This is a genomic window from Bradyrhizobium sp. Kon58, assembly GCF_055807455.1.
The window spans coordinates 109,137-125,989 of record NZ_JBVVOT010000015.1; the positions used below are offsets into that span (position 1 = coordinate 109,137).

17 protein-coding genes are annotated in these 16,853 nt (G+C 64.4%); 8 read left to right on the forward strand and 9 right to left on the reverse strand.

Annotated elements, in window-relative coordinates; all coding sequences use genetic code 11:
• Positions 1-46: 46 nt before the first annotated feature.
• Positions 47-817: an anti-sigma factor family protein gene (locus tag AC0L20_RS23670; protein WP_473292711.1), complete on the forward strand. Its 771-nt coding sequence runs from the start codon at positions 47-49 to the stop codon at positions 815-817.
• 329 nt (positions 818-1,146) lie between these two features.
• On the opposite strand, the gene AC0L20_RS23675 is transcribed toward AC0L20_RS23670, so the two are convergent.
• Both AC0L20_RS23675 and AC0L20_RS23680 read right to left on the reverse strand, forming a co-directional pair.
• Positions 1,147-2,109 carry a DnaJ C-terminal domain-containing protein gene (locus tag AC0L20_RS23675; RefSeq protein WP_473292713.1) on the reverse strand — a complete coding sequence of 321 codons (963 nt, stop codon included), beginning with the start codon at positions 2,107-2,109 and terminating at the stop codon, positions 1,147-1,149.
• 109 nt (positions 2,110-2,218) lie between these two features.
• A complete protein-coding gene (locus AC0L20_RS23680; RefSeq protein WP_027516547.1) occupies positions 2,219-2,620 on the reverse strand; it encodes an RT0821/Lpp0805 family surface protein in 402 nt (133 codons plus the stop codon).
• Between the two features lie 113 nt (positions 2,621-2,733).
• Between AC0L20_RS23680 and pdxH the strand changes: the two genes are divergently transcribed.
• From pdxH to AC0L20_RS23700, 4 genes are all read left to right on the forward strand, one after another.
• Positions 2,734-3,375, forward strand: a complete 642-nt coding sequence (gene pdxH, locus AC0L20_RS23685; protein WP_247369234.1) for a pyridoxamine 5'-phosphate oxidase — start codon at positions 2,734-2,736, stop codon at positions 3,373-3,375.
• 71 nt (positions 3,376-3,446) lie between these two features.
• Positions 3,447-4,199 carry an SDR family NAD(P)-dependent oxidoreductase gene (locus tag AC0L20_RS23690; protein WP_007607375.1) on the forward strand — a complete coding sequence of 251 codons (753 nt, stop codon included), beginning with the start codon at positions 3,447-3,449 and terminating at the stop codon, positions 4,197-4,199.
• Positions 4,200-4,215: 16 nt separating this feature from the next.
• Positions 4,216-4,701 (forward strand): class I SAM-dependent methyltransferase, encoded by a 486-nt coding sequence (locus tag AC0L20_RS23695; protein WP_473292716.1) that lies wholly within the window; start codon positions 4,216-4,218, stop codon positions 4,699-4,701.
• A 36-nt stretch (positions 4,702-4,737) separates the two neighbouring features.
• Positions 4,738-4,983 carry a hypothetical protein gene (locus AC0L20_RS23700; RefSeq protein ID WP_473292718.1) on the forward strand — a complete coding sequence of 82 codons (246 nt, stop codon included), beginning with the start codon at positions 4,738-4,740 and terminating at the stop codon, positions 4,981-4,983.
• Between the two features lie 78 nt (positions 4,984-5,061).
• Here the strand turns inward: AC0L20_RS23700 and AC0L20_RS23705 are convergent, their stop codons facing one another.
• A complete protein-coding gene (locus AC0L20_RS23705; RefSeq protein ID WP_026233114.1) occupies positions 5,062-5,280 on the reverse strand; it encodes a hypothetical protein in 219 nt (72 codons plus the stop codon).
• Between the two features lie 186 nt (positions 5,281-5,466).
• Positions 5,467-6,444 (reverse strand): magnesium transporter CorA family protein, encoded by a 978-nt coding sequence (locus AC0L20_RS23710; protein ID WP_473292720.1) that lies wholly within the window; start codon positions 6,442-6,444, stop codon positions 5,467-5,469.
• A gap of 336 nt (positions 6,445-6,780) precedes the next feature.
• Between AC0L20_RS23710 and AC0L20_RS23715 the strand changes: the two genes are divergently transcribed.
• Positions 6,781-7,467 carry a L,D-transpeptidase gene (locus AC0L20_RS23715; RefSeq protein WP_456765485.1) on the forward strand — a complete coding sequence of 229 codons (687 nt, stop codon included), beginning with the start codon at positions 6,781-6,783 and terminating at the stop codon, positions 7,465-7,467.
• A 37-nt stretch (positions 7,468-7,504) separates the two neighbouring features.
• On the opposite strand, the gene AC0L20_RS23720 is transcribed toward AC0L20_RS23715, so the two are convergent.
• On the reverse strand, positions 7,505-8,614 hold the full coding sequence (locus tag AC0L20_RS23720; protein WP_473292723.1) for an extensin family protein: 1,110 nt from the start codon (positions 8,612-8,614) through the stop codon (positions 7,505-7,507).
• Between the two features lie 65 nt (positions 8,615-8,679).
• Between AC0L20_RS23720 and AC0L20_RS23725 the strand changes: the two genes are divergently transcribed.
• Both AC0L20_RS23725 and AC0L20_RS23730 read left to right on the forward strand, forming a co-directional pair.
• Positions 8,680-10,308 carry a fatty-acid--CoA ligase gene (locus tag AC0L20_RS23725; protein ID WP_473292725.1) on the forward strand — a complete coding sequence of 543 codons (1,629 nt, stop codon included), beginning with the start codon at positions 8,680-8,682 and terminating at the stop codon, positions 10,306-10,308.
• Positions 10,309-10,480: 172 nt separating this feature from the next.
• The gene (locus AC0L20_RS23730) at positions 10,481-11,335 is read left to right on the forward strand and encodes a DUF1499 domain-containing protein (RefSeq protein WP_007594716.1); all 855 of its coding nucleotides are present in this window, start codon (positions 10,481-10,483) and stop codon (positions 11,333-11,335) included.
• 7 nt (positions 11,336-11,342) lie between these two features.
• Here the strand turns inward: AC0L20_RS23730 and AC0L20_RS23735 are convergent, their stop codons facing one another.
• The 4 genes from AC0L20_RS23735 to AC0L20_RS23750 all read right to left on the reverse strand — a co-directional run bounded on the left by AC0L20_RS23735 (position 11,343) and on the right by AC0L20_RS23750 (position 16,820).
• Positions 11,343-12,266, reverse strand: a complete 924-nt coding sequence (locus AC0L20_RS23735) for an MBL fold metallo-hydrolase (protein ID WP_473292729.1) — start codon at positions 12,264-12,266, stop codon at positions 11,343-11,345.
• Positions 12,267-12,443: 177 nt separating this feature from the next.
• Positions 12,444-13,658, reverse strand: a complete 1,215-nt coding sequence (locus AC0L20_RS23740; protein ID WP_354057047.1) for an acyl-CoA dehydrogenase — start codon at positions 13,656-13,658, stop codon at positions 12,444-12,446.
• A gap of 183 nt (positions 13,659-13,841) precedes the next feature.
• Positions 13,842-14,918 carry a 3,4-dihydroxy-2-butanone-4-phosphate synthase gene (ribB, locus tag AC0L20_RS23745; RefSeq protein ID WP_027568700.1) on the reverse strand — a complete coding sequence of 359 codons (1,077 nt, stop codon included), beginning with the start codon at positions 14,916-14,918 and terminating at the stop codon, positions 13,842-13,844.
• A 174-nt stretch (positions 14,919-15,092) separates the two neighbouring features.
• Positions 15,093-16,820 (reverse strand): cation:proton antiporter domain-containing protein, encoded by a 1,728-nt coding sequence (locus tag AC0L20_RS23750; RefSeq protein ID WP_473292731.1) that lies wholly within the window; start codon positions 16,818-16,820, stop codon positions 15,093-15,095.
• Positions 16,821-16,853: the final 33 nt, after the last annotated feature.

The following is a 16,853-nucleotide window of genomic DNA, read 5'->3' on the forward strand; positions in this document are numbered from 1 at the left end:
TGAACCACGAAGAACATTTTGGGCCGCAGAGCCAGAGACGATCGATATGAACGACCGCAAGATCCCAGTGACCGAGGACGAACTGCACGCCTATGTCGACGGCGAGCTGCCAGCCGAGCGCCGCGCCGATGTCGAGGCCTGGCTTGCCGCGCAGCCCGAGGATGACGAGCGCGTGCAGTCCTGGCGCGCCATGGCCGAGATGCTGCACGCCCGCTACGATTCCGTCGCCCAGGAGCCGGTGCCGGCGCGGCTTGAGCTCGAACGGCTGGAGCGCCGCCCGCGGCACTGGCTCTATGGCGCCGCCGCGGCCGTGCTGGTGGCCTTCGTCGCCGGCGGCACCGCCGGCTGGCTGGGGCATGGCGCCGCCAACGCGCCGTCGACCTTCCAGAGTTTTACGACTGACGCGCTCGACGCCCACCGCCTTTATGTCGTCGAGGTTCGCCATCCCGTCGAGGTCGGCGGCAACGAGCGCGACCACCTCCAGGCCTGGCTGACCAGACGCTGCGGCTGGACCGTGTTTGCACCGAATCTGGAGGCGAGTGGACTGAAGCTCGTCGGCGGCCGGCTCTTGCCGGGGCCGAACGGGCCGGCGTCGTTCCTGATGTATGAGGGCGCCTCGGGCGAGCGGTACACGATCTACACCGCCAAGACCGAGAATGGCGCGACGCAGATGCGCTACGCCAGAACGGACAAGGACGGGGCGCTGTTCTGGTCGGAGCGCGGCGTCGGCTACGTCGTCAGCGGTGGCGGCGACCGGGATCGGCTAACCAAAGTGGCGCAGGCGGTCTACGACCAGGCAGAGAAAAGCGGCACCTAGACAACCACGCCAACGCGGTGCCTCGATTCCGACATTGAAAATTTGGAATGAAGACATCGGCGCGTCTCATTATCGCACCGGATGATCACGCGAAAATGAGCGGCGTTCGATCCGCCGATCGACGCGGGCGGCCTCGATTGGGGTTTTTGGTACCGCGCTGGTCCCCCTCTCGAGGCCGCACCTTTTTATCGGCTGCCCCGCCGGACAGCCGACACGTCGAGCACGTGGCCCAATAAGGGCTACCACGCCTCGGGCATATGATGAGCATCATCTCGACGGACGACGCTCTCAGTCTTTAGGAGAACCCCTTCACACTTTCCGGATCACGCTTAGCCAAACCCGCTACGTGGATTGTAGGGGTGCTGGTCCCGCCACTTCTGCATCAATGCTTCAAGCTCGGCGTCGTTCCCGTCCGGTAGCATAATCCTGATGGTGACGAAGAGATCCCCGGTTCCGCCAGCTTTTGGCAGTCCCTTGCCCTTAAGGCGGAAGGTCCGACCGCTGGAGGTGTTTTGCGGGACCGAAAGCTCCACGGCATTGCCGAGGGTGGGCACGCGGACCTTGCCGCCAAGCACCGCCTCGTAGAGCGTGACCGGCAGGTCGATCCTGAGATCGGCGCCCTCGATCTTGAAGAACGGATGCGGCGCGATGCCGATCGTGATCAGGAGATCGCCCGGCGGACGACCCTGAGCGCTCTCGCCCTGTCCCCGCAACCGGATCTGCTGGCCCTCGGTGACGCCGGCCGGAATCTTGACGTTGAGTTCCTTGCCATTCGGCAGCCGAACGCGCTTCTCGCCGCCCTTGACCGCCTCCTCCAGCGAGACGGTCATGGCGACATTGACGTCGAGATCGAGCCCGATCCCCCCGGTGTCGAATTCGAACTGAGCACCGCCGCCGGCCCCGGGGCGCGGACGCGGCGCACCGCCGAACATGCTGTTGAGGATGTCCTCGAACGCGCCGCCGCCCGGACCAGGGCCCGCGCCGCCACCGCGGAACGTATAGCTTTCGAACCCACCGGGACCTGCGCGCCCGCGCGGCCCGCCGCCGCCCGGAAAGCCCTGGAAGCGCGGCTTGCCGTCGGCGTCGATCTCGCCGCGGTCAAATTGCTTGCGCTTGTCCTCGTCGCCGAGGATCTCGTTGGCCGTATTGAGCTCAGCGAAGCGCTCGGCCGCCTTCGGGTCGTTCTTGTTGCTGTCGGGATGGTGCTTCTTGGCAAGCTTGCGATAGGCGCTCTTGATCGCGGCAGCGTTGGCGCTCCGCGGCACCCCCAAGACCTCATAGGGGTCGCGCATCCGTCACGTCTCCTTCAAGAAATCGAATTGTTCAAAGGGCTCCCCGCCCCACTTGAGCCTCATGTGGGGGGCGAGTGGTATTTTTGCAACTAGCCTGGTGAAGCGATTCCTAGCTCCGCCACGGCTTTAGCGTATGAATCTCCCAACTGCCACGGCTGCTTTGGCAGCCCGCACCCTGGAGCCAGCTTTCGGTGCTGCCGTTGACGTAGCTCGCCAGGAAGTCGCGGCACTTGCGGCCGTCTTCAGCGGCATAGGATTGCGCGATCGGCGTGACCGAACCGCGCGCCCCGGTTTCCGGATTCTCCCAATGCTGGCTGGAATCCTTGTCGTTCTTGCTGAGGACGTCGGAGGCAGCGTTGCGGGCGAAGGCGAGATCGGTGTCGGTCGGCGCCTTGGCCGGCATCGCGATCGAGCCGGTGAGGTCGCTGTCGTCGGCCTTGGCGTAGGCACTCTTGTCGTTGCGGGAAAAGCTGCAACCGCCGGTGCCGAGCCCGATCAGAATGATCGTCATGACGAAGCCGGACGGCCGGATCGCCAATAGGCCAACGCGTCCCCATACCCTATATAGGGCGGTAGCAGACAACGACGCGTTTTGGACCGCAGGACGCAACTCGGACCCCAGACATGACCGACACGAGCTCGATGAAACACCAGACACCCTTAACATCCGGTGATTTCACCGCCGCCGACGAGCCCTTTGCGCTGTTCGAGGCCTGGCTGAACGAAGCCATCAAGAGCGAGCCGAACGATCCGAACGCCATGGCGCTCGCGACCGTCGATCCCGATGGCCTGCCGGACGTGCGCATGGTGCTGATGAAGGGCTTCGATACCGATGGTTTCGTCTTCTACAGCCACATCGCCAGCCAGAAGGGCCGCGAACTCGCCGCAAATCCTAAGGCCGCGTTACTTTTTCACTGGAAGTCGCTGCGCCGTCAGGTCCGCATCCGCGGCAACGTGACGCCGGTGACCGAGGCCGAGGCCGACGCCTATTTCGCGACCCGGCCGAAGCAGGCGCAGATCGGCGCCTGGGCGAGCAAGCAGTCGCAGGAGCTGGAGAGCCGCTTCGCCTTCGAGCAGGCGATCGCCAAGGTCGCCGCCAAGCACATGATCGGGGAGGTGCCACGGCCGCCGGGCTGGAGCGGCTGGCGTATCACGCCGTCGCGTATCGAGTTCTGGCACGACCGCCCATTCCGCCTGCACGACCGCATCGAATTTCGCCGTGACGCGGCCGGCCAGAAATGGTCCAAGACGCGGATGTATCCTTAGTATTTGTTCGAGCATGATCCTTTCGGAAAGCCCCTCCGGGTCCGGATCATGCTCCAACCTGAAAGACCTTCATGCCGCAGCCTTCCAATGCGCCGCGCCGCACGCTGCTCCTGACCGGAGCGAGCCGCGGCATCGGCCATGCCACCGTGATCCGTTTCTCCTCGGCCGGCTGGCGCGTGATCACCTGCTCGCGGCATCCGTTCCCGGAGGATTGTCCGTGGGACGCGGGCCCTGAGGACCACATCCAGGTCGACCTCGCCACCCCCGCTGATACCACCCGCGCGATCTCCGACATCCGCGACCGTCTCGAAGGCGGCATGCTGCATGCGCTGGTCAACAACGCCGCGATCTCACCGAAGGGCGCCGGCGGCTCCAGGCTCGGCTCGATCGACACCGACCTCGACACCTGGACGCACGTGTTCAATGTCAATTTCTTCGCGCCGATCATGATGGCGCGCGGGCTGATCGAGGAACTGAAGACGGCCAAGGGCTCTGTCGTGAACGTCACCTCAATTGCGGGCTCGCGCGTGCATCCCTTCGCGGGCGCGGCCTACGCCACCTCGAAGGCCGCGCTTGCGTCCCTGACGCGCGAGATGGCCTCCGACTTCGGCCGCGTCGGCGTGCGCGTCAACGCGATCGCGCCGGGCGAGATCGACACCTCGATCCTATCGCCGGGCACCGAGAAGATCGTCGACCAGCAGATCCCGATGCACCGGCTCGGCACGCCCGACGAGGTCGCCAAGATCATCTACGTGCTGTGCACGGACACCAGTTCTTACGTCAACGGCGCCGAGATCCACATCAACGGCGGCCAGCACGTGTAGGCAAGGCGCGCCAAGCATGGGCCGGTTCGCAAGCACTGCCGCACTCTACGAGCATTTGCGGCCGCCCTACCCGAGCGAGTTCTTTCGCAGCGTCGCGGAAAAGCTGGGCCTCTCCACGCAAAGCAGCTTGATCGACCTCGGCACCGGACCTGGGCTGCTGGCGCTCGGCTTTGCGCCCTATGTCGGCCGCATCGTCGGCGTCGATCCAGAACCTGCCATGCTCGATGCGGCGCGACGCGCGGCTGCGAGCGCAGGCCACGCACTCACGCTGATCGAAGGCAAGGTCGAGACGCTCAGCCCCGACATCAGCTTCGACATCGTGACGATCGGGCGCGCGCTGCATTGGATGGATCGTGAGCCGACGCTTGCTCGGCTCGATCGGCTGGTTGCGCGCGGTGGCGCAATTCTGATCTGCGCCTCGTTCTCGGCCACCGACGGCAGAAACCCGTGGCTCGATAGCTACAACGACGTACGCCGCCGCTGGTCGCCGGCCAAGCTCTGAGAGGAGGCAGGCAGGGGCACGCGCACCCATCGCGATTTGCCAGCGTTCTTTCGCGGCAGCGCCTTTCAGCCCACCGAACTCGTTACGGTCGAGACCAGCCACGTAGTTGGCGTGGAGGACCTGACGCGGCGCACGCTGACCTATTCGTCGTCATCACCTGATGCATTGGGCGACAATGTCGAGGCGATGCTACGCGACGTCAGGGAGCAACTGGCTGCTTTCAGCCGCAACGGGGTCGTGGCCGAGACCATCGTCTCGACGGCGCAGATCGTGAAGCGCTAGCTGATTTGCCGAAGGGCGGGAGCAAGGCGATCCAGACAACGCCGCCGCAAGACCTGGATCGCCCTTGGCTTCCGTTCCTCAATCGAGTCGAATCCGACGTGACCTCTCGCGTGGCTGCGGAGCGGCCGTGCTGATTGCAGTCGAGCAGTCGTCGTCGTTCTCGCCATCGAGCAGCGGAGCACCACAGTGCCGGCACATGCGTGCCGACATCGACGACGCCTTGCCGCTCGTCGCGACGTGGCGATAGCTCGCCAGATCGATGACGTTGGGGGGCGTCGTTATGTGTTTTTCAACCATGGCTGTTCCTCGCGGCTTACCTGCTCCTTATCGCAGACAAGTTTCGCGCAAACGTTCAGCCCACCGCTCAAATTTTACCGGAGGAATTGGGGCGGCGAGCACACATCGCCGTGCGGCCGCAATCCCGCTCTATTCTGCGACACCAGACACTGTGTCTCTGCGTCCCGCGTAAGGTCTCGGTAGCTATTACAGCCACTTCTTCCACTTGAAGATCCAGTACGGAACGATCGCCGCGATCAACATCAAGACCAGCGCGTACGGATAGCCGTGCGCCCATTCGAGTTCCGGCATCGACTTGAAGTTCATGCCGTAGATCGAGGCGATCAGCGTCGGCGGCATCAGGACAACCGCCATGACCGAAAACAGTTTGATGATGTTGTTCTGCTCGAGATTGACGACGCCGAGCATGGCGTCGAGCACGAAGGTGATCTTGCTGGAGAGATAGGAGGCGTGATCGGTCAGCGAGACCACGTCACGCTGCATGGTCTTGAGCTGCTCGCGCATGTCCTTCGACCATTTCACGCCCTCCACCACTGCGGAAAGGAAGGCGACGACGCGGCCGATCGAGACCAGGCTCTCGCGAACCTTGGAGGTCAGGTCGCCCTTGCGGCCGATCGAGATCAGGATTTGCGAATATTGCTTGGCGTGACCGTGGCGCTCGCTCTCCGGCTCGAAGATGTCATGCGAGACCTGATCGATCTCGGCGCCGCAGCGCTCCAGGATGTCGGCGCAGCGGTCGATCACGGCATCGAGCAGTTCCATCAGCACCATCTCGCCGGTGATGGCCGGCGTGCAGGAACGGGCCAGCTTGGCCTCGACCAGCGCAAAGGGCTTGGGCTGGTCATAGCGCACCGTTACCAAGCGGTGGTCGCCGAGAATGAAGGTCACCGCCGTGGTCCGGGGCATATCGGTATCGGAGTGGCACATCAGCGTCGCGGTCATGTAGCGCGCGCCGTTCTCCATATAGAGGCGGCTGGAGATCTCGATCTCCTGCATGTCTTCCCGGGTCGGGATCGCGATCCCCGACAGCTTCTCGACGGCTTTGTCCTCGGCCGCGGTTGGGTTGACGAGGTCGATCCAGACCGCATGCTCCGGTACTGCCGCGAGATCCTCGACGATGGCCTTCTTGAGGGAGGACTCGGAGGGAACAAACACAGAAAACATGCACAACTCCAGGAGGGGCCTGCGACAGACTGACAGCCCTTAGCGCGATTCTGACAAGTTGATGATGACAAGCACATTAACGGGGCGTTTGCATTTGTGGCGACGCCGTGGCCCAACTGTGGCACAGAATCGACACATGCGCCCGTTTTGCCCAGAAACCGACTCTGGCCCGCAAAACTTGCGGCAGAAAAGCCACAGGTAAGGTCTTGCAGCGCGGGAGAAGCTTCGTAAGGCTGGAATTGTGGCAGATTTCAACGATAATAGGGCCAACGGAATCGTGGAATTGGGCTTGCTCAAGCCCTGCGAAAGCTTGCTGTTGTTGATTGGAACCAAATCATGTCGTCGCTGAAAGTTACGCTCGGTATTTTGGCCGCTGGCCTGATGCTGTCGGGCTGCATGCAGGCCACACATTACGAGGCGACCGACACCAAGGCGTTCAAGCCGAAAGACAAGGAACTCCTCGCCAAGGTCAGGTATGAGAAAACTGCGGTCGCAGAGCCGTTCCGCCGCGCTATCGTCGATTACCACCGCAAGGAATCGCCGGGCTCGATCGTGGTCGATTCCGACAACCATTACCTCTACTACGTCATGGATGGCGGCAAGGCGATCCGCTACGGCATCACCGTCGGTGAAGAAGCGATGGCTTGGTCGGGCATCGCCAAGGTGGGCAGCAAGACCGAGTGGCCGGCCTGGCACCCCACCCCCGGCGAAATTTCGCGCCTGGGCGTGCCCACCTTCGTCGCCCCCGGTCCGGACAATCCGATGGGCTCCCGCGCGATGTATCTCTACTCCGGCGGCAAGGACACATTGTTCCGCATTCACGGCACCAATCAGCCGGAATATATCGGTGCCTCGATCTCGTCGGGCTGCATCCGCCTGACCAACGAGGACGCGATCGATCTCTATGATCGCGTCAAGGTCGGCACCCTCGTTGTGGTGCTCGAGCCCAAGCACGGCGACTCGCCCTACAATTCACGGCTTGCGCTCGGCAGCAGCCAAACCGGCCAGGCGGGCAGCTACTGATCAGGTACCTGATCTCAGACCTTCAAAAGCGCCGGTTTCACCGGCGCTTTTTTGTTGCCGGCCTGTGTGGCTGGGTTTTGTTGCCGTCGGCCGCAGGCTTGTCCGCGGGCGCAGGAGATGTCTCCGCCGCCTCGTCGTCCAATCCTTGCTTGGCCTCGGGCTTCGCTTCGGGTTTGGCCGCGACCTCACGCGGCGGCGCCTCCTCGGGCCGTTCCGCCGGCAGCAGCGGGGCAATTTGCGGCAGGGGATCCCAGACGTTCCACTGACATATCCGGTAGTCGTTGCGCCGCTGCGCCAGGTCGAGATGGATATGGTCCTCGTGGTACCAGTCCGAGCCGGGGCCGAGCACGGTCGAAAAGCGCGAGCAGACCGAATGCAGCACGCGCTCGCGCACCTCGCGCGACATGGTGCGATCGGTCAGGCCGATCGACTGCCCGTTAGCGAGCTTGATGGCGCGGACATCGATCGCATTGGCCTTGCCGTGCTCGGACAGCATGGCGCCGACAACGCGGTTGCGGCCGCGGCACTCGAAGCTGTCGAAATTGTCGAGATCGCTGATCGTCGAGCCGAGGCTCGCGGCCAGCGGCACCACGTCCTTGCGCACCCAGTCGGCGATTGCGGACGCCATGGTGCAGCGGAGGATCGCCGCCGGCTTGACCGCCACCCTGCGCTTGTCCGGCAGCACGATGGCTTCGAGCCGCACCAGATCCTCACCGCCGCAGGCGCCGGGGCCGCGGATATCCGGGATCGAGGGCGCGATCGCAATCTCCTCGGTCAGCGCGAGGCGGCACGCCGAGGCCTGCTTCTCGGGCGGCGGCGCGGCCTCGGCGGGCTTGGCGGCGCCAGGTTTGTCCGCAGAAGGCTTGCCCTCGGTCTCCGCAGGAGCCTCGTCCGATGCCTTTGCTGAGGCCTTGGGCGCCTCCTCGGGGCGAGGCCTCGGGAGCGGGATCTTGCCAGAGATATTGCCGGAATGAACCGCCGCGCGCGACCGTGGTGCGGCAATACCAAAGATGTCCAGCGGAGACCCATATTTGCGCGCCTCTGCCCGGTCTCCGAGCCCGAGCGCAACGGTAACCATTGCCGCGCCGATGGACATATAGCCGCGACAAGACCATTTGCGGCGAAAGGCGGGCAGGCTAAGACTCATGACAATTCTTTGGCCCAACGCTGAGAGCGACAATCCGCCCAGCGGCTTCTCGGAGGAACGACGGAATGCTTGGTTTGATGCAAGACTGGCCCCTGCTCTGCCACCGGATCATCGAACACGCCGCCAAGATTCATGGCAAGCAGGAGGTCGTGACGCGATCGGTCGAGGGACCGATCCATCGCACCACCTATGCCGATATCCACAAGCGGGCGCTCAAGGTCTCGCAGATACTGGAGCGCGACGGCATCAAGCTCGGCGACCGTGTCGCAACGATCGCCTGGAACACCTGGCGCCATCTCGAGGTCTGGTACGGCATCATGGGGATCGGCGCCATCTGCCATACCGTCAATCCCCGCCTTTTCCCCGAGCAGATTGCCTGGATCATCAACCATGCGCAGGACCGCATCGTGATGACCGACATCACGTTCATTCCGGTCCTGGAGAAGATCGCCGACAAGCTGACAAGCGTGGAACGCTACGTCGTGCTCACCGACAAGGCGCACATGCCGCAGACGACGCTGAAGAACGTGGTCGCCTACGAGGACTGGATTGCGGAGGCCGACGGCAAGTTTAAATGGAAGGACTTTGACGAGAACACGGCGGCCGCGATGTGCTACACATCAGGCACCACCGGCGACCCCAAGGGCGTGCTGTATTCGCATCGCTCAAACGTGCTGCACGCGCTGATGGCGAACAATGTCGATGCGCTCGGTACCAGCGCCTCCGAGACCATGCTCCCCGTGGTGCCGCTCTTCCACGCCAACAGCTGGGGTATTGCCTTCTCCGCGCCCTCGCAGGGCACCAAGCTCGTCATGCCCGGCGCCAAGCTCGACGGCGCCTCGGTCTACGAGTTGCTCTCGACCGAGAGGGTGACACATACCGCCGGCGTGCCCACGGTTTGGCTGATGCTGCTCCAGCACATGACCGCCAACAATCTGAAGCTGCCGGACCTGAAGATGGTGATCTGCGGCGGCTCGGCGATGCCGCGCTCGATGATCAAGGCCTTCCTCGACATGGGCTCGAACGTCCGCCACGCCTGGGGCATGACCGAGATGAGCCCGATCGGCAGCGTCGCGGCGCTGAAGCCGCCGTTCCAGAATGCGACCGGCGAGGCGCGGCTCGACGTGCTCCAGATGCAGGGCTACGCGCCGTTCGCCGTCGAGATGAAGATCACCGACGATGCCGGCAAGGAGCTGCCGTGGGATGGCACGACCTTCGGCCGCCTCAAGGTCGCCGGCCCGGCCGTCGCCAAGGCCTATTACCGGGTCGACACTGACATCCTCGACGAGGACGGCTTCTTCGACACCGGCGACGTCGCGACCATCGACGAAGCCGGCTACATGCGGATCACCGACCGCTCCAAGGACGTGATCAAGTCCGGCGGCGAGTGGATTTCCTCGATCGAGCTGGAGAACCTCGCCGTCGGCCATCCAGCCGTGGCGGAAGCCGCCGTGATCGGCGTGTTCCATCCCAAATGGGACGAGCGTCCGCTGCTGATCGTGCAGCTAAAGCAGGGCCAGCAGGCCAGCCGCGAGGACATCCTGAAGTTCATGGACGGCAAGATCGCCAAATGGTGGATGCCCGACGACGTTGCCTTCGTCGACGGCATCCCCCACACGGCGACGGGCAAGATCCTGAAGACCGCGCTGCGCGATCAGTTCAAAGAATACCGCTTCCCGAACGCGGCGGCGTAGCCGGCCAAACCAAACACCGTCATTCCGGGCGATGCCAACGTCATCGAACCCGGAATGACAGGCCGTAACATCCCGGGAACCCTTGAATTTGCCTCGGGGCCGTGGTCTCAACGGCCCATCGTCGTGCCCGATCGGCCGGCATCGCCCTCAAGACCCCGGCAGAGCTCACCCGATGGCCCGCAGGTTTTCCGCTCCCTATCAGTCGGAGCCCGTGTCCAGTCTCGCGAGCTGGGCGCGCAATCTGGCCGTGTTCGCGGTGGTGGCGGTGGTGGTCTCGATCATCATCGTCCGGTTCGGCTTCCTGGAGATGAAGCCGGCACTCGCGACCTTCTTCGGCGGGCTCGGGATTGCGGCGCTCTCGATCCTGTTCGGGCTCGCCGGCTTTGCCGCGATCTGGCAGAACGGCTCGCGCGGCATGGCGCGCATCCTGCTTGCCTTCCTGATCGACGGCGCGATCCTCGCCTATCCGGCTTATCTCGGCCTGCAATACCGCAAGCTGCCGGCGATCCACGACATCACCACCGACCCGATCGACCCTCCGCGCTTCGACGCGCTGGCCCGCCTGCGCACCGGCGATGGCGCCAATACCGCGGTGTATGCCGGCCTCTACTCGGCCGAGCAGCAGCGTCAGTTCTATCCTGATATCGAGCCGATCGAGCTCGAGATTTCGGTCGACCGCGCCTATGCGATCGCGCTTCAGCTCGTCAACAAGCGCAAATGGCTTGTGATCGACGAGCGCGCGCCGCAGCCGCCGCGCCGCATCGGCCGTATCGAGGCGGTGGCGCGCTCGCCGATCATGGGATTCCGCGAGGACATCGCGATCCGCGTCGTGCCCGACGGCGAGGATTCCCGCGTCGATATTCGCTCCGCCTCGCGCTATTTCGAGAGTGACCTCGGCAGCAACGCCGCGCGCGTGAAGAAATTCATCGACGATCTCAACACCGCCGCCGATGCCGACGCACTCAAGCCGGTGAAGAAGACGCCGGTGGCGCCGCCGAAGGCGCCGGCGAAAACTGTGAAGAAGTAACGGAACGCTAGGCGTTCGCCATCCGATAGGTCCCGCCGATCACGGGATCGCCGTCCGTCGCCACCACGCCGCGGGCGACCAGATCTTCCAGATGCGCCAGCACGGAGTAGCCCGCCGCAGTGGTGAGCCTCGGGTCGATGCCGATATAGATCGCCCGGACCATGGTCGGGATGTCGGTCTCGCCCTTGGCAAGGCGGTGCAGGATGGAGGCCTCGCGCGCCTTGCGGTGACGGATCAGGAAGCGCACGAAGCGCGGACCGTCCGGAATTTCGGGCCCGTGGCCGGAGAAATACACATCCTCCTCGCGCGCGGCGAGACGATCCAGCGATTCCATGTAGTCGATCATCGAGCCGTCGGGGGGCGCCACGATCGAGGTCGACCACCCCATCACGTGATCGCCGACGAAGTTGAATTTCCGCTCGGGCCAGGCAAACGCAAGGTGATTGGCGGTATGACCGGGTGTCGCCACGGCCTCGAGCCGCCAGTCGTCGCCTTCGACCACGTCGCCGTGGGCGATCCTGATATCGGGCGCGAAGTCGCGATCGGCACCGGATTCCGGGTTGTGCTTCTCGCTCTCGAAACGCGGGCGCGAGGCGCGGTGCGGGCCTTCGGCGTAAACTGGCGCGCCGGTCGCCCGCTTGATCCGCGCGGTGTTCGGCGAATGGTCGCGGTGGGTGTGGGTGACGAAGATATGGCTCACCGTCTCGCTGCTGACAGCATCGAGCAGCGCCGCCGCATGCGCCTCGTCGTCCGGACCGGGATCGATGATCGCGACATTGCCCCGGCCCACGATGTAGCTGACCGTGCCGGTGAAAGTGAACGGGCTCGGATTGTTACAAAGCACCCGCCGCACGCCGGGGCGGACTTCCTCGACGATGCCGGGCTTCAGCGGAAAGTCGCGGTTGAACGGGACGTCGTCATTGTCGGACATGGCTTGCTCATACCTTGCTGACTTCGTCATGCCCGGCCTTGTGCCGCGCATCCACGTTCTTCGCGTGGTCTAAGACGTGGATGGCCGGGACGTCTAGCGCGAAGACGCGCTTCGCGCTTCTGCCCGGCCATGACGCAATTCGAGAGTTCAGCCGCATCGCCCATTCAGGCGGTTTGCTCAGAAAAACGCCTGAATACCCGTGATCGCGCGGCCCAGGATCAGGGCGTGGACGTCGTGGGTGCCCTCGTAGGTGTTGACGGTCTCGAGGTTGTGGACGTGGCGCATCACGTGATACTCGATCGAGATGCCGTTGCCGCCGTGCATGTCGCGCGCGACGCGGGCGATGTCGAGCGCCTTGCCGCAATTGTTGCGCTTCATGATCGAGATCATCTCGGGCGCGAACTTGCCCTCGTCCATCAGGCGGCCGACGCGCAGCGAGCCCTGGAGGCCCAGCGCGATCTCGGTCTGCATGTCCGCGAGCTTCTTCTGCACGAGCTGGGTCGCGGCGAGCGGCTTGCCGAACTGCTTGCGGTCGAGCGTGTATTGGCGGGCGCGGTGCATGCAGTCCTCGGCCGCGCCGAGCACGCCCCAGGAGATGCCGTAGCGGGCGCGGTTGAGGCAGCCGAACGGGCCCTTGAGGCCGGAGACGTTGGGCAGCAGCGCGTCTTCCGGAACCACGACGCCGTCCATCACGACCTCGCCGGTGATGGAGGCGCGAAGCGACAGCTTGCCGCCGATCTTCGGTGCCGACAGGCCCTTCATGCCCTTCTCCAGCACGAAGCCGCGGATCTGGTTGTCGTGCGCGGCCGACTTGGCCCAGACCACAAACACGTCGGCGATCGGCGCGTTAGAGATCCACATCTTGCTGCCGGTCAGCCGATAGCCGTCAGACACCTTCTCGGCGCGGGTTTTCATGCCGGCCGGATCGGAGCCGGCGTCAGGCTCGGTCAGCCCGAAGCAGCCGACCCACTCGCCGCTGGCGAGCTTCGGCAGGTACTTCTTGCGCTGGTTCTCGTCGCCATAGGCGTAGATCGGATACATCACCAGCGAGGACTGCACCGAGTTCATCGAGCGGTAGCCGGAATCGACCCGCTCGATTTCGCGCGCGACGAGACCATAGGCGACGTAGCCTGCATTGGCGCAGCCATATTCCTCCGGCAACGTGATGCCGATCAGGCCGAGCTCGCCCATCTCATTGAAGATCTCGCGATCCGTCTTCTCTTCGAGATAGGCCTTGGCGACGCGCGGCAGCAGCTTGTCCTGGGCGTAGGCGCGCGCGGTGTCGCGCACCATGCGCTCGTCTTCGGTGAGCTGCTCGTCGAGCAGGAACGGATCGTCCCATTGGAAAGAAGCCGAACTCGGCTTGTCCTTGGCCTGAGGGCGCGCGGTCATGAAACGTCCTTTCGTCTGGTTCCGTCAAAATTTGCCCGACAACGTAAAGCGCCGCGGCAACAAGTGCAATTGCGTTGCAGATGATCGGGTCTGCGTGAATCCCGGGGGCCCGCGAGGCGCGCCTCGGGGGATGCGCTTCGCGCACCCCGGGGGATGCGCTTCGCAAACCCCGAGATGACAGCGCTAGCTTTCGAGCAGCTCGTTGGCGACGATCTCGATGCCGAAGCCGGAAAGGCCCTTGTAGTCGTGCACCGAGGAGGTGAGATGCCGGATCGAGGTGACGCCGAGATCGCGCAGGATCTGTGCACCGACGCCGACTTCACGCCACTGCCGGTTGCGGTCGGCCTCGGTCGCGCTCTCGTCGGGCAGCGGCGCCACGGGGACACCGGCCGCACCGTCGCGCAGATAGACCAGAACGCCACGGCCGGATGTCTTGAAGTGCTCGAGCACCGCCGCCATGCGCTTGTGGCCGGTGAAGATGTCCTTGACGATGTTCGGCTTGTGAAAGCGTGTCAGGACGTTCTTGCCGTCGCCGACGCCATTGTAGACGAAGGCGACGTGGGCGATGGAATCGAACGGCGAGCGGTAGGCATAGCCCTGCAGCGGCCCGATCGGGCTTTCGGTGACGAAGGTGGAGACCCGCTCGATCAGCTTCTCGCGCACCTGGCGATAGGCGATCATGTCGGCGATGGTGACGTGCTTGAGCTTGTGTTGGGCGGCGAAGCGGGCGACCTGCTCGCCCTTCATCACGCTGCCGTCGTCGTTCATCAACTCGCTGATGACGCCGACCGGCGGCAGGCCGGAGAGCTTGCACAGATCGACCGCGGCCTCGGTATGGCCGGAGCGCAGCAGCACGCCGCCGTCCTTGGCGATCAGCGGGAAGATGTGGCCCGGACGGGCGAAATCGTTGGCGCCGGCGTTGGGATTGGATAGCGCGCGGCAGCACGAGGCGCGCTCCTCAGCCGAGATGCCGGTGCCGCCGTCGGGCTTGTAGTCGATCGAGACTGTGAATGCGGTGGTGTGCGCGGAATCGTTGTGGGCCACCATCGGATCGAGCCGCAGGCGGCGCGCGTCTTCGGTGGTGATCGGCGCGCAAACGATGCCGGAGGTGTGGCGGATGATGAACGCCATCTTCTCGGCGGTGCAGAACGAGGCGGCGACGATCAGATCGCCCTCGCCCTCGCGGTCATCGTCGTCGGTGACGACCACGAGCTCACCCCGGGCAAAGGCCTGCAAGACTTCCTGGACGTTATCCGGCATTTCCCAATCTCTATCGGTTATGGCCCGGAGGCTTAGCCGGACTTGGGCCGGGGCGCTAGTGTCCCCGGCGCAACCGCATATGCCGGACCGCAGCCCTGCCCGGCGGGCGGCTTGCACCGGGCATTCCAGAGATATGGGCGCGGAAAAGCCCGGTGAGAAGCCGGCCGGGCTCGATCAGGGCAGCACTTCGCGCCGCTCGCCGAGCCGCTGATCGAGCTCGGCACGCTTGTCGGCCAACAGGCCGGCTTGAGCGGCCTCGATCACCGTGAACAACTCATGGGCGTCGCTGAGCCTGGTCACGGTGACATAGCTGGCGCCAGCCGCGTAGAGTTCGTCCACATCCGACAACAGATCGGCCGTGGCAATGATCATGGCGGTCGGGTTGAGGGTGCGGACGTGGCGGACCAGTTTCTCGTTGCTGGCACCCTTCAGAAGCGCATCCGGTACGCTGAGGATGATCATCTCGGACTTGCCGACGCCGGCATGGAGCAGCGTGTCGGCGCTGCTGATATCGCCATAGATCACGTGCAGGCCGCGCGAAAGCAGCGTCTGGTACACATTGGGGTTGAAGTCGATCACGGTGATCTGCTCGAGCAGCACCGGTGCCTGCCGTTCGATCTCGGCCAGCAGCGCGCTCGCCGCACGGAAAAAGCCGAGGATGACGATGCGGCGCGCCTCGCCATGGCCTTCGTGCCCTTCCTCGCCTTGGCCGTTGCCGTGGTCGAGATCGCGCAGGCCGATCCGCTTCAGGGGGCCGATCGCCCAGCGGGTGATCTCGTCGCTGCGGGTCATCACGAAGGTCGAGAGCACCGCCAGCACCACGAAGGCGAAGGAGGCCGCATTCGCCGTCTCGGCCGCGATGTGGTGGGCGGCGACGCCGGTCTGGATCACCACCAGCGAAAACTCGGAGATCTGCGCGAGATTCAGGGCCGGCAGCAGGCTGGCGCGTAGGCCCTGCTTCATCAGATAGAGCGGGGCGAAGGTGGTGAACAGGCGGCTCACCACCGTGAACCCCGCGATCATCAGGGCAAGCCCGATCACGGAGAGGCCGGGCACCGGAATGGTCATGCCGAGCGCAACGAAGAACAGCGTGATGAAGAAATCGCGAAGCGTAGTGACCTTGGCCGTGACGTCGAGCGCATAGGGAAAGGTCGAGAGCGAGACGCCGGCGATCAGGGCGCCCATCTCGCGGGACAGCGACAGCCGCTCGGCGGTCTCGGCGACCAGGAAGCACCAGGCGAGCGCGCCGAGCAGGATCAGTTCGGGGCGGCGGGCGATCTGGTGAAACAGGCGCGGCAGCACGTAGCGGCTCACCAGCAGCGCGGCGGCGACCAGCACCGCGACGCGGCCGATCGAGAGCAGGATGACGCTGATTTCCAGATTGGCAAGGCTCGGCTGCACCGCCAGAAAGAGAATGGCGAAGATGTCCTGCAGCACCAGCACGCCGAGGGTGATGCGGCCCGGCAGCGTGTCGAGCTCGCGCTTCTCGTAGAGCACCTTGACGATGATGACGGTGCTCGATAGCGCGCAGGCAACACAGAGGTAAACCGCATCGAACTGTCCGCCGCCGAGCGACAGGCCGATGCCGGCGAAGAACAGCACCCCGAGCAGGCAGCCGCCGAGGAGCTGGCCGCCCGCCGCGAACAGGATGACCTTTCCCGCCCGCACGATCTTCTTCAGGTCGATCTCCAGGCCGATCATGAACAGCATGAAGATCAGGCCGAGCTCGGAAATGACGCTGATCGATTCCTGCGACTTGACCCAGCCAGCGCCAAATGGACCAATGCAGAAGCCGGCGATAAGGTAGGCCAGGATCAGTGGTTGCCTGGAGAAGTGGGCAAGCAGGCCCAGCATCCAGGCAAACAGGATACAGAGAGTGATGTCGCGAATGAGCTCGTGCATGCCAGATTGGTCCGTTTTGCCGCACCCTAGTGA

What these genes read in the sequence shown, in the direction of transcription:
- AC0L20_RS23695 (WP_473292716.1), top strand. Translation starts at nt 4,216, where the DNA reads ATGGGCCGGTTCGCAAGCACTGCCGCACTCTACGAGCATTTGCGGCCG.
- pdxH (WP_247369234.1), top strand. Translation starts at nt 2,734, where the DNA reads ATGACCGACACGAGCTCGATGAAACACCAGACACCCTTAACATCCGGT.
- AC0L20_RS23715 (WP_456765485.1), top strand. Translation starts at nt 6,781, where the DNA reads ATGTCGTCGCTGAAAGTTACGCTCGGTATTTTGGCCGCTGGCCTGATG.
- ribB (WP_027568700.1), bottom strand. Translation starts at nt 14,918, where the DNA reads ATGCCGGATAACGTCCAGGAAGTCTTGCAGGCCTTTGCCCGGGGTGAG.
- AC0L20_RS23710 (WP_473292720.1), bottom strand. Translation starts at nt 6,444, where the DNA reads ATGTTTTCTGTGTTTGTTCCCTCCGAGTCCTCCCTCAAGAAGGCCATC.
- AC0L20_RS23705 (WP_026233114.1), bottom strand. Translation starts at nt 5,280, where the DNA reads ATGGTTGAAAAACACATAACGACGCCCCCCAACGTCATCGATCTGGCG.
- AC0L20_RS23750 (WP_473292731.1), bottom strand. Translation starts at nt 16,820, where the DNA reads ATGCACGAGCTCATTCGCGACATCACTCTCTGTATCCTGTTTGCCTGG.
- AC0L20_RS23680 (WP_027516547.1), bottom strand. Translation starts at nt 2,620, where the DNA reads ATGACGATCATTCTGATCGGGCTCGGCACCGGCGGTTGCAGCTTTTCC.
- AC0L20_RS23730 (WP_007594716.1), top strand. Translation starts at nt 10,481, where the DNA reads ATGGCCCGCAGGTTTTCCGCTCCCTATCAGTCGGAGCCCGTGTCCAGT.
- AC0L20_RS23725 (WP_473292725.1), top strand. Translation starts at nt 8,680, where the DNA reads ATGCTTGGTTTGATGCAAGACTGGCCCCTGCTCTGCCACCGGATCATC.
- AC0L20_RS23720 (WP_473292723.1), bottom strand. Translation starts at nt 8,614, where the DNA reads ATGAGTCTTAGCCTGCCCGCCTTTCGCCGCAAATGGTCTTGTCGCGGC.
- AC0L20_RS23690 (WP_007607375.1), top strand. Translation starts at nt 3,447, where the DNA reads ATGCCGCAGCCTTCCAATGCGCCGCGCCGCACGCTGCTCCTGACCGGA.
- AC0L20_RS23735 (WP_473292729.1), bottom strand. Translation starts at nt 12,266, where the DNA reads ATGTCCGACAATGACGACGTCCCGTTCAACCGCGACTTTCCGCTGAAG.
- AC0L20_RS23670 (WP_473292711.1), top strand. Translation starts at nt 47, where the DNA reads ATGAACGACCGCAAGATCCCAGTGACCGAGGACGAACTGCACGCCTAT.
- AC0L20_RS23675 (WP_473292713.1), bottom strand. Translation starts at nt 2,109, where the DNA reads ATGCGCGACCCCTATGAGGTCTTGGGGGTGCCGCGGAGCGCCAACGCT.
- AC0L20_RS23740 (WP_354057047.1), bottom strand. Translation starts at nt 13,658, where the DNA reads ATGACCGCGCGCCCTCAGGCCAAGGACAAGCCGAGTTCGGCTTCTTTC.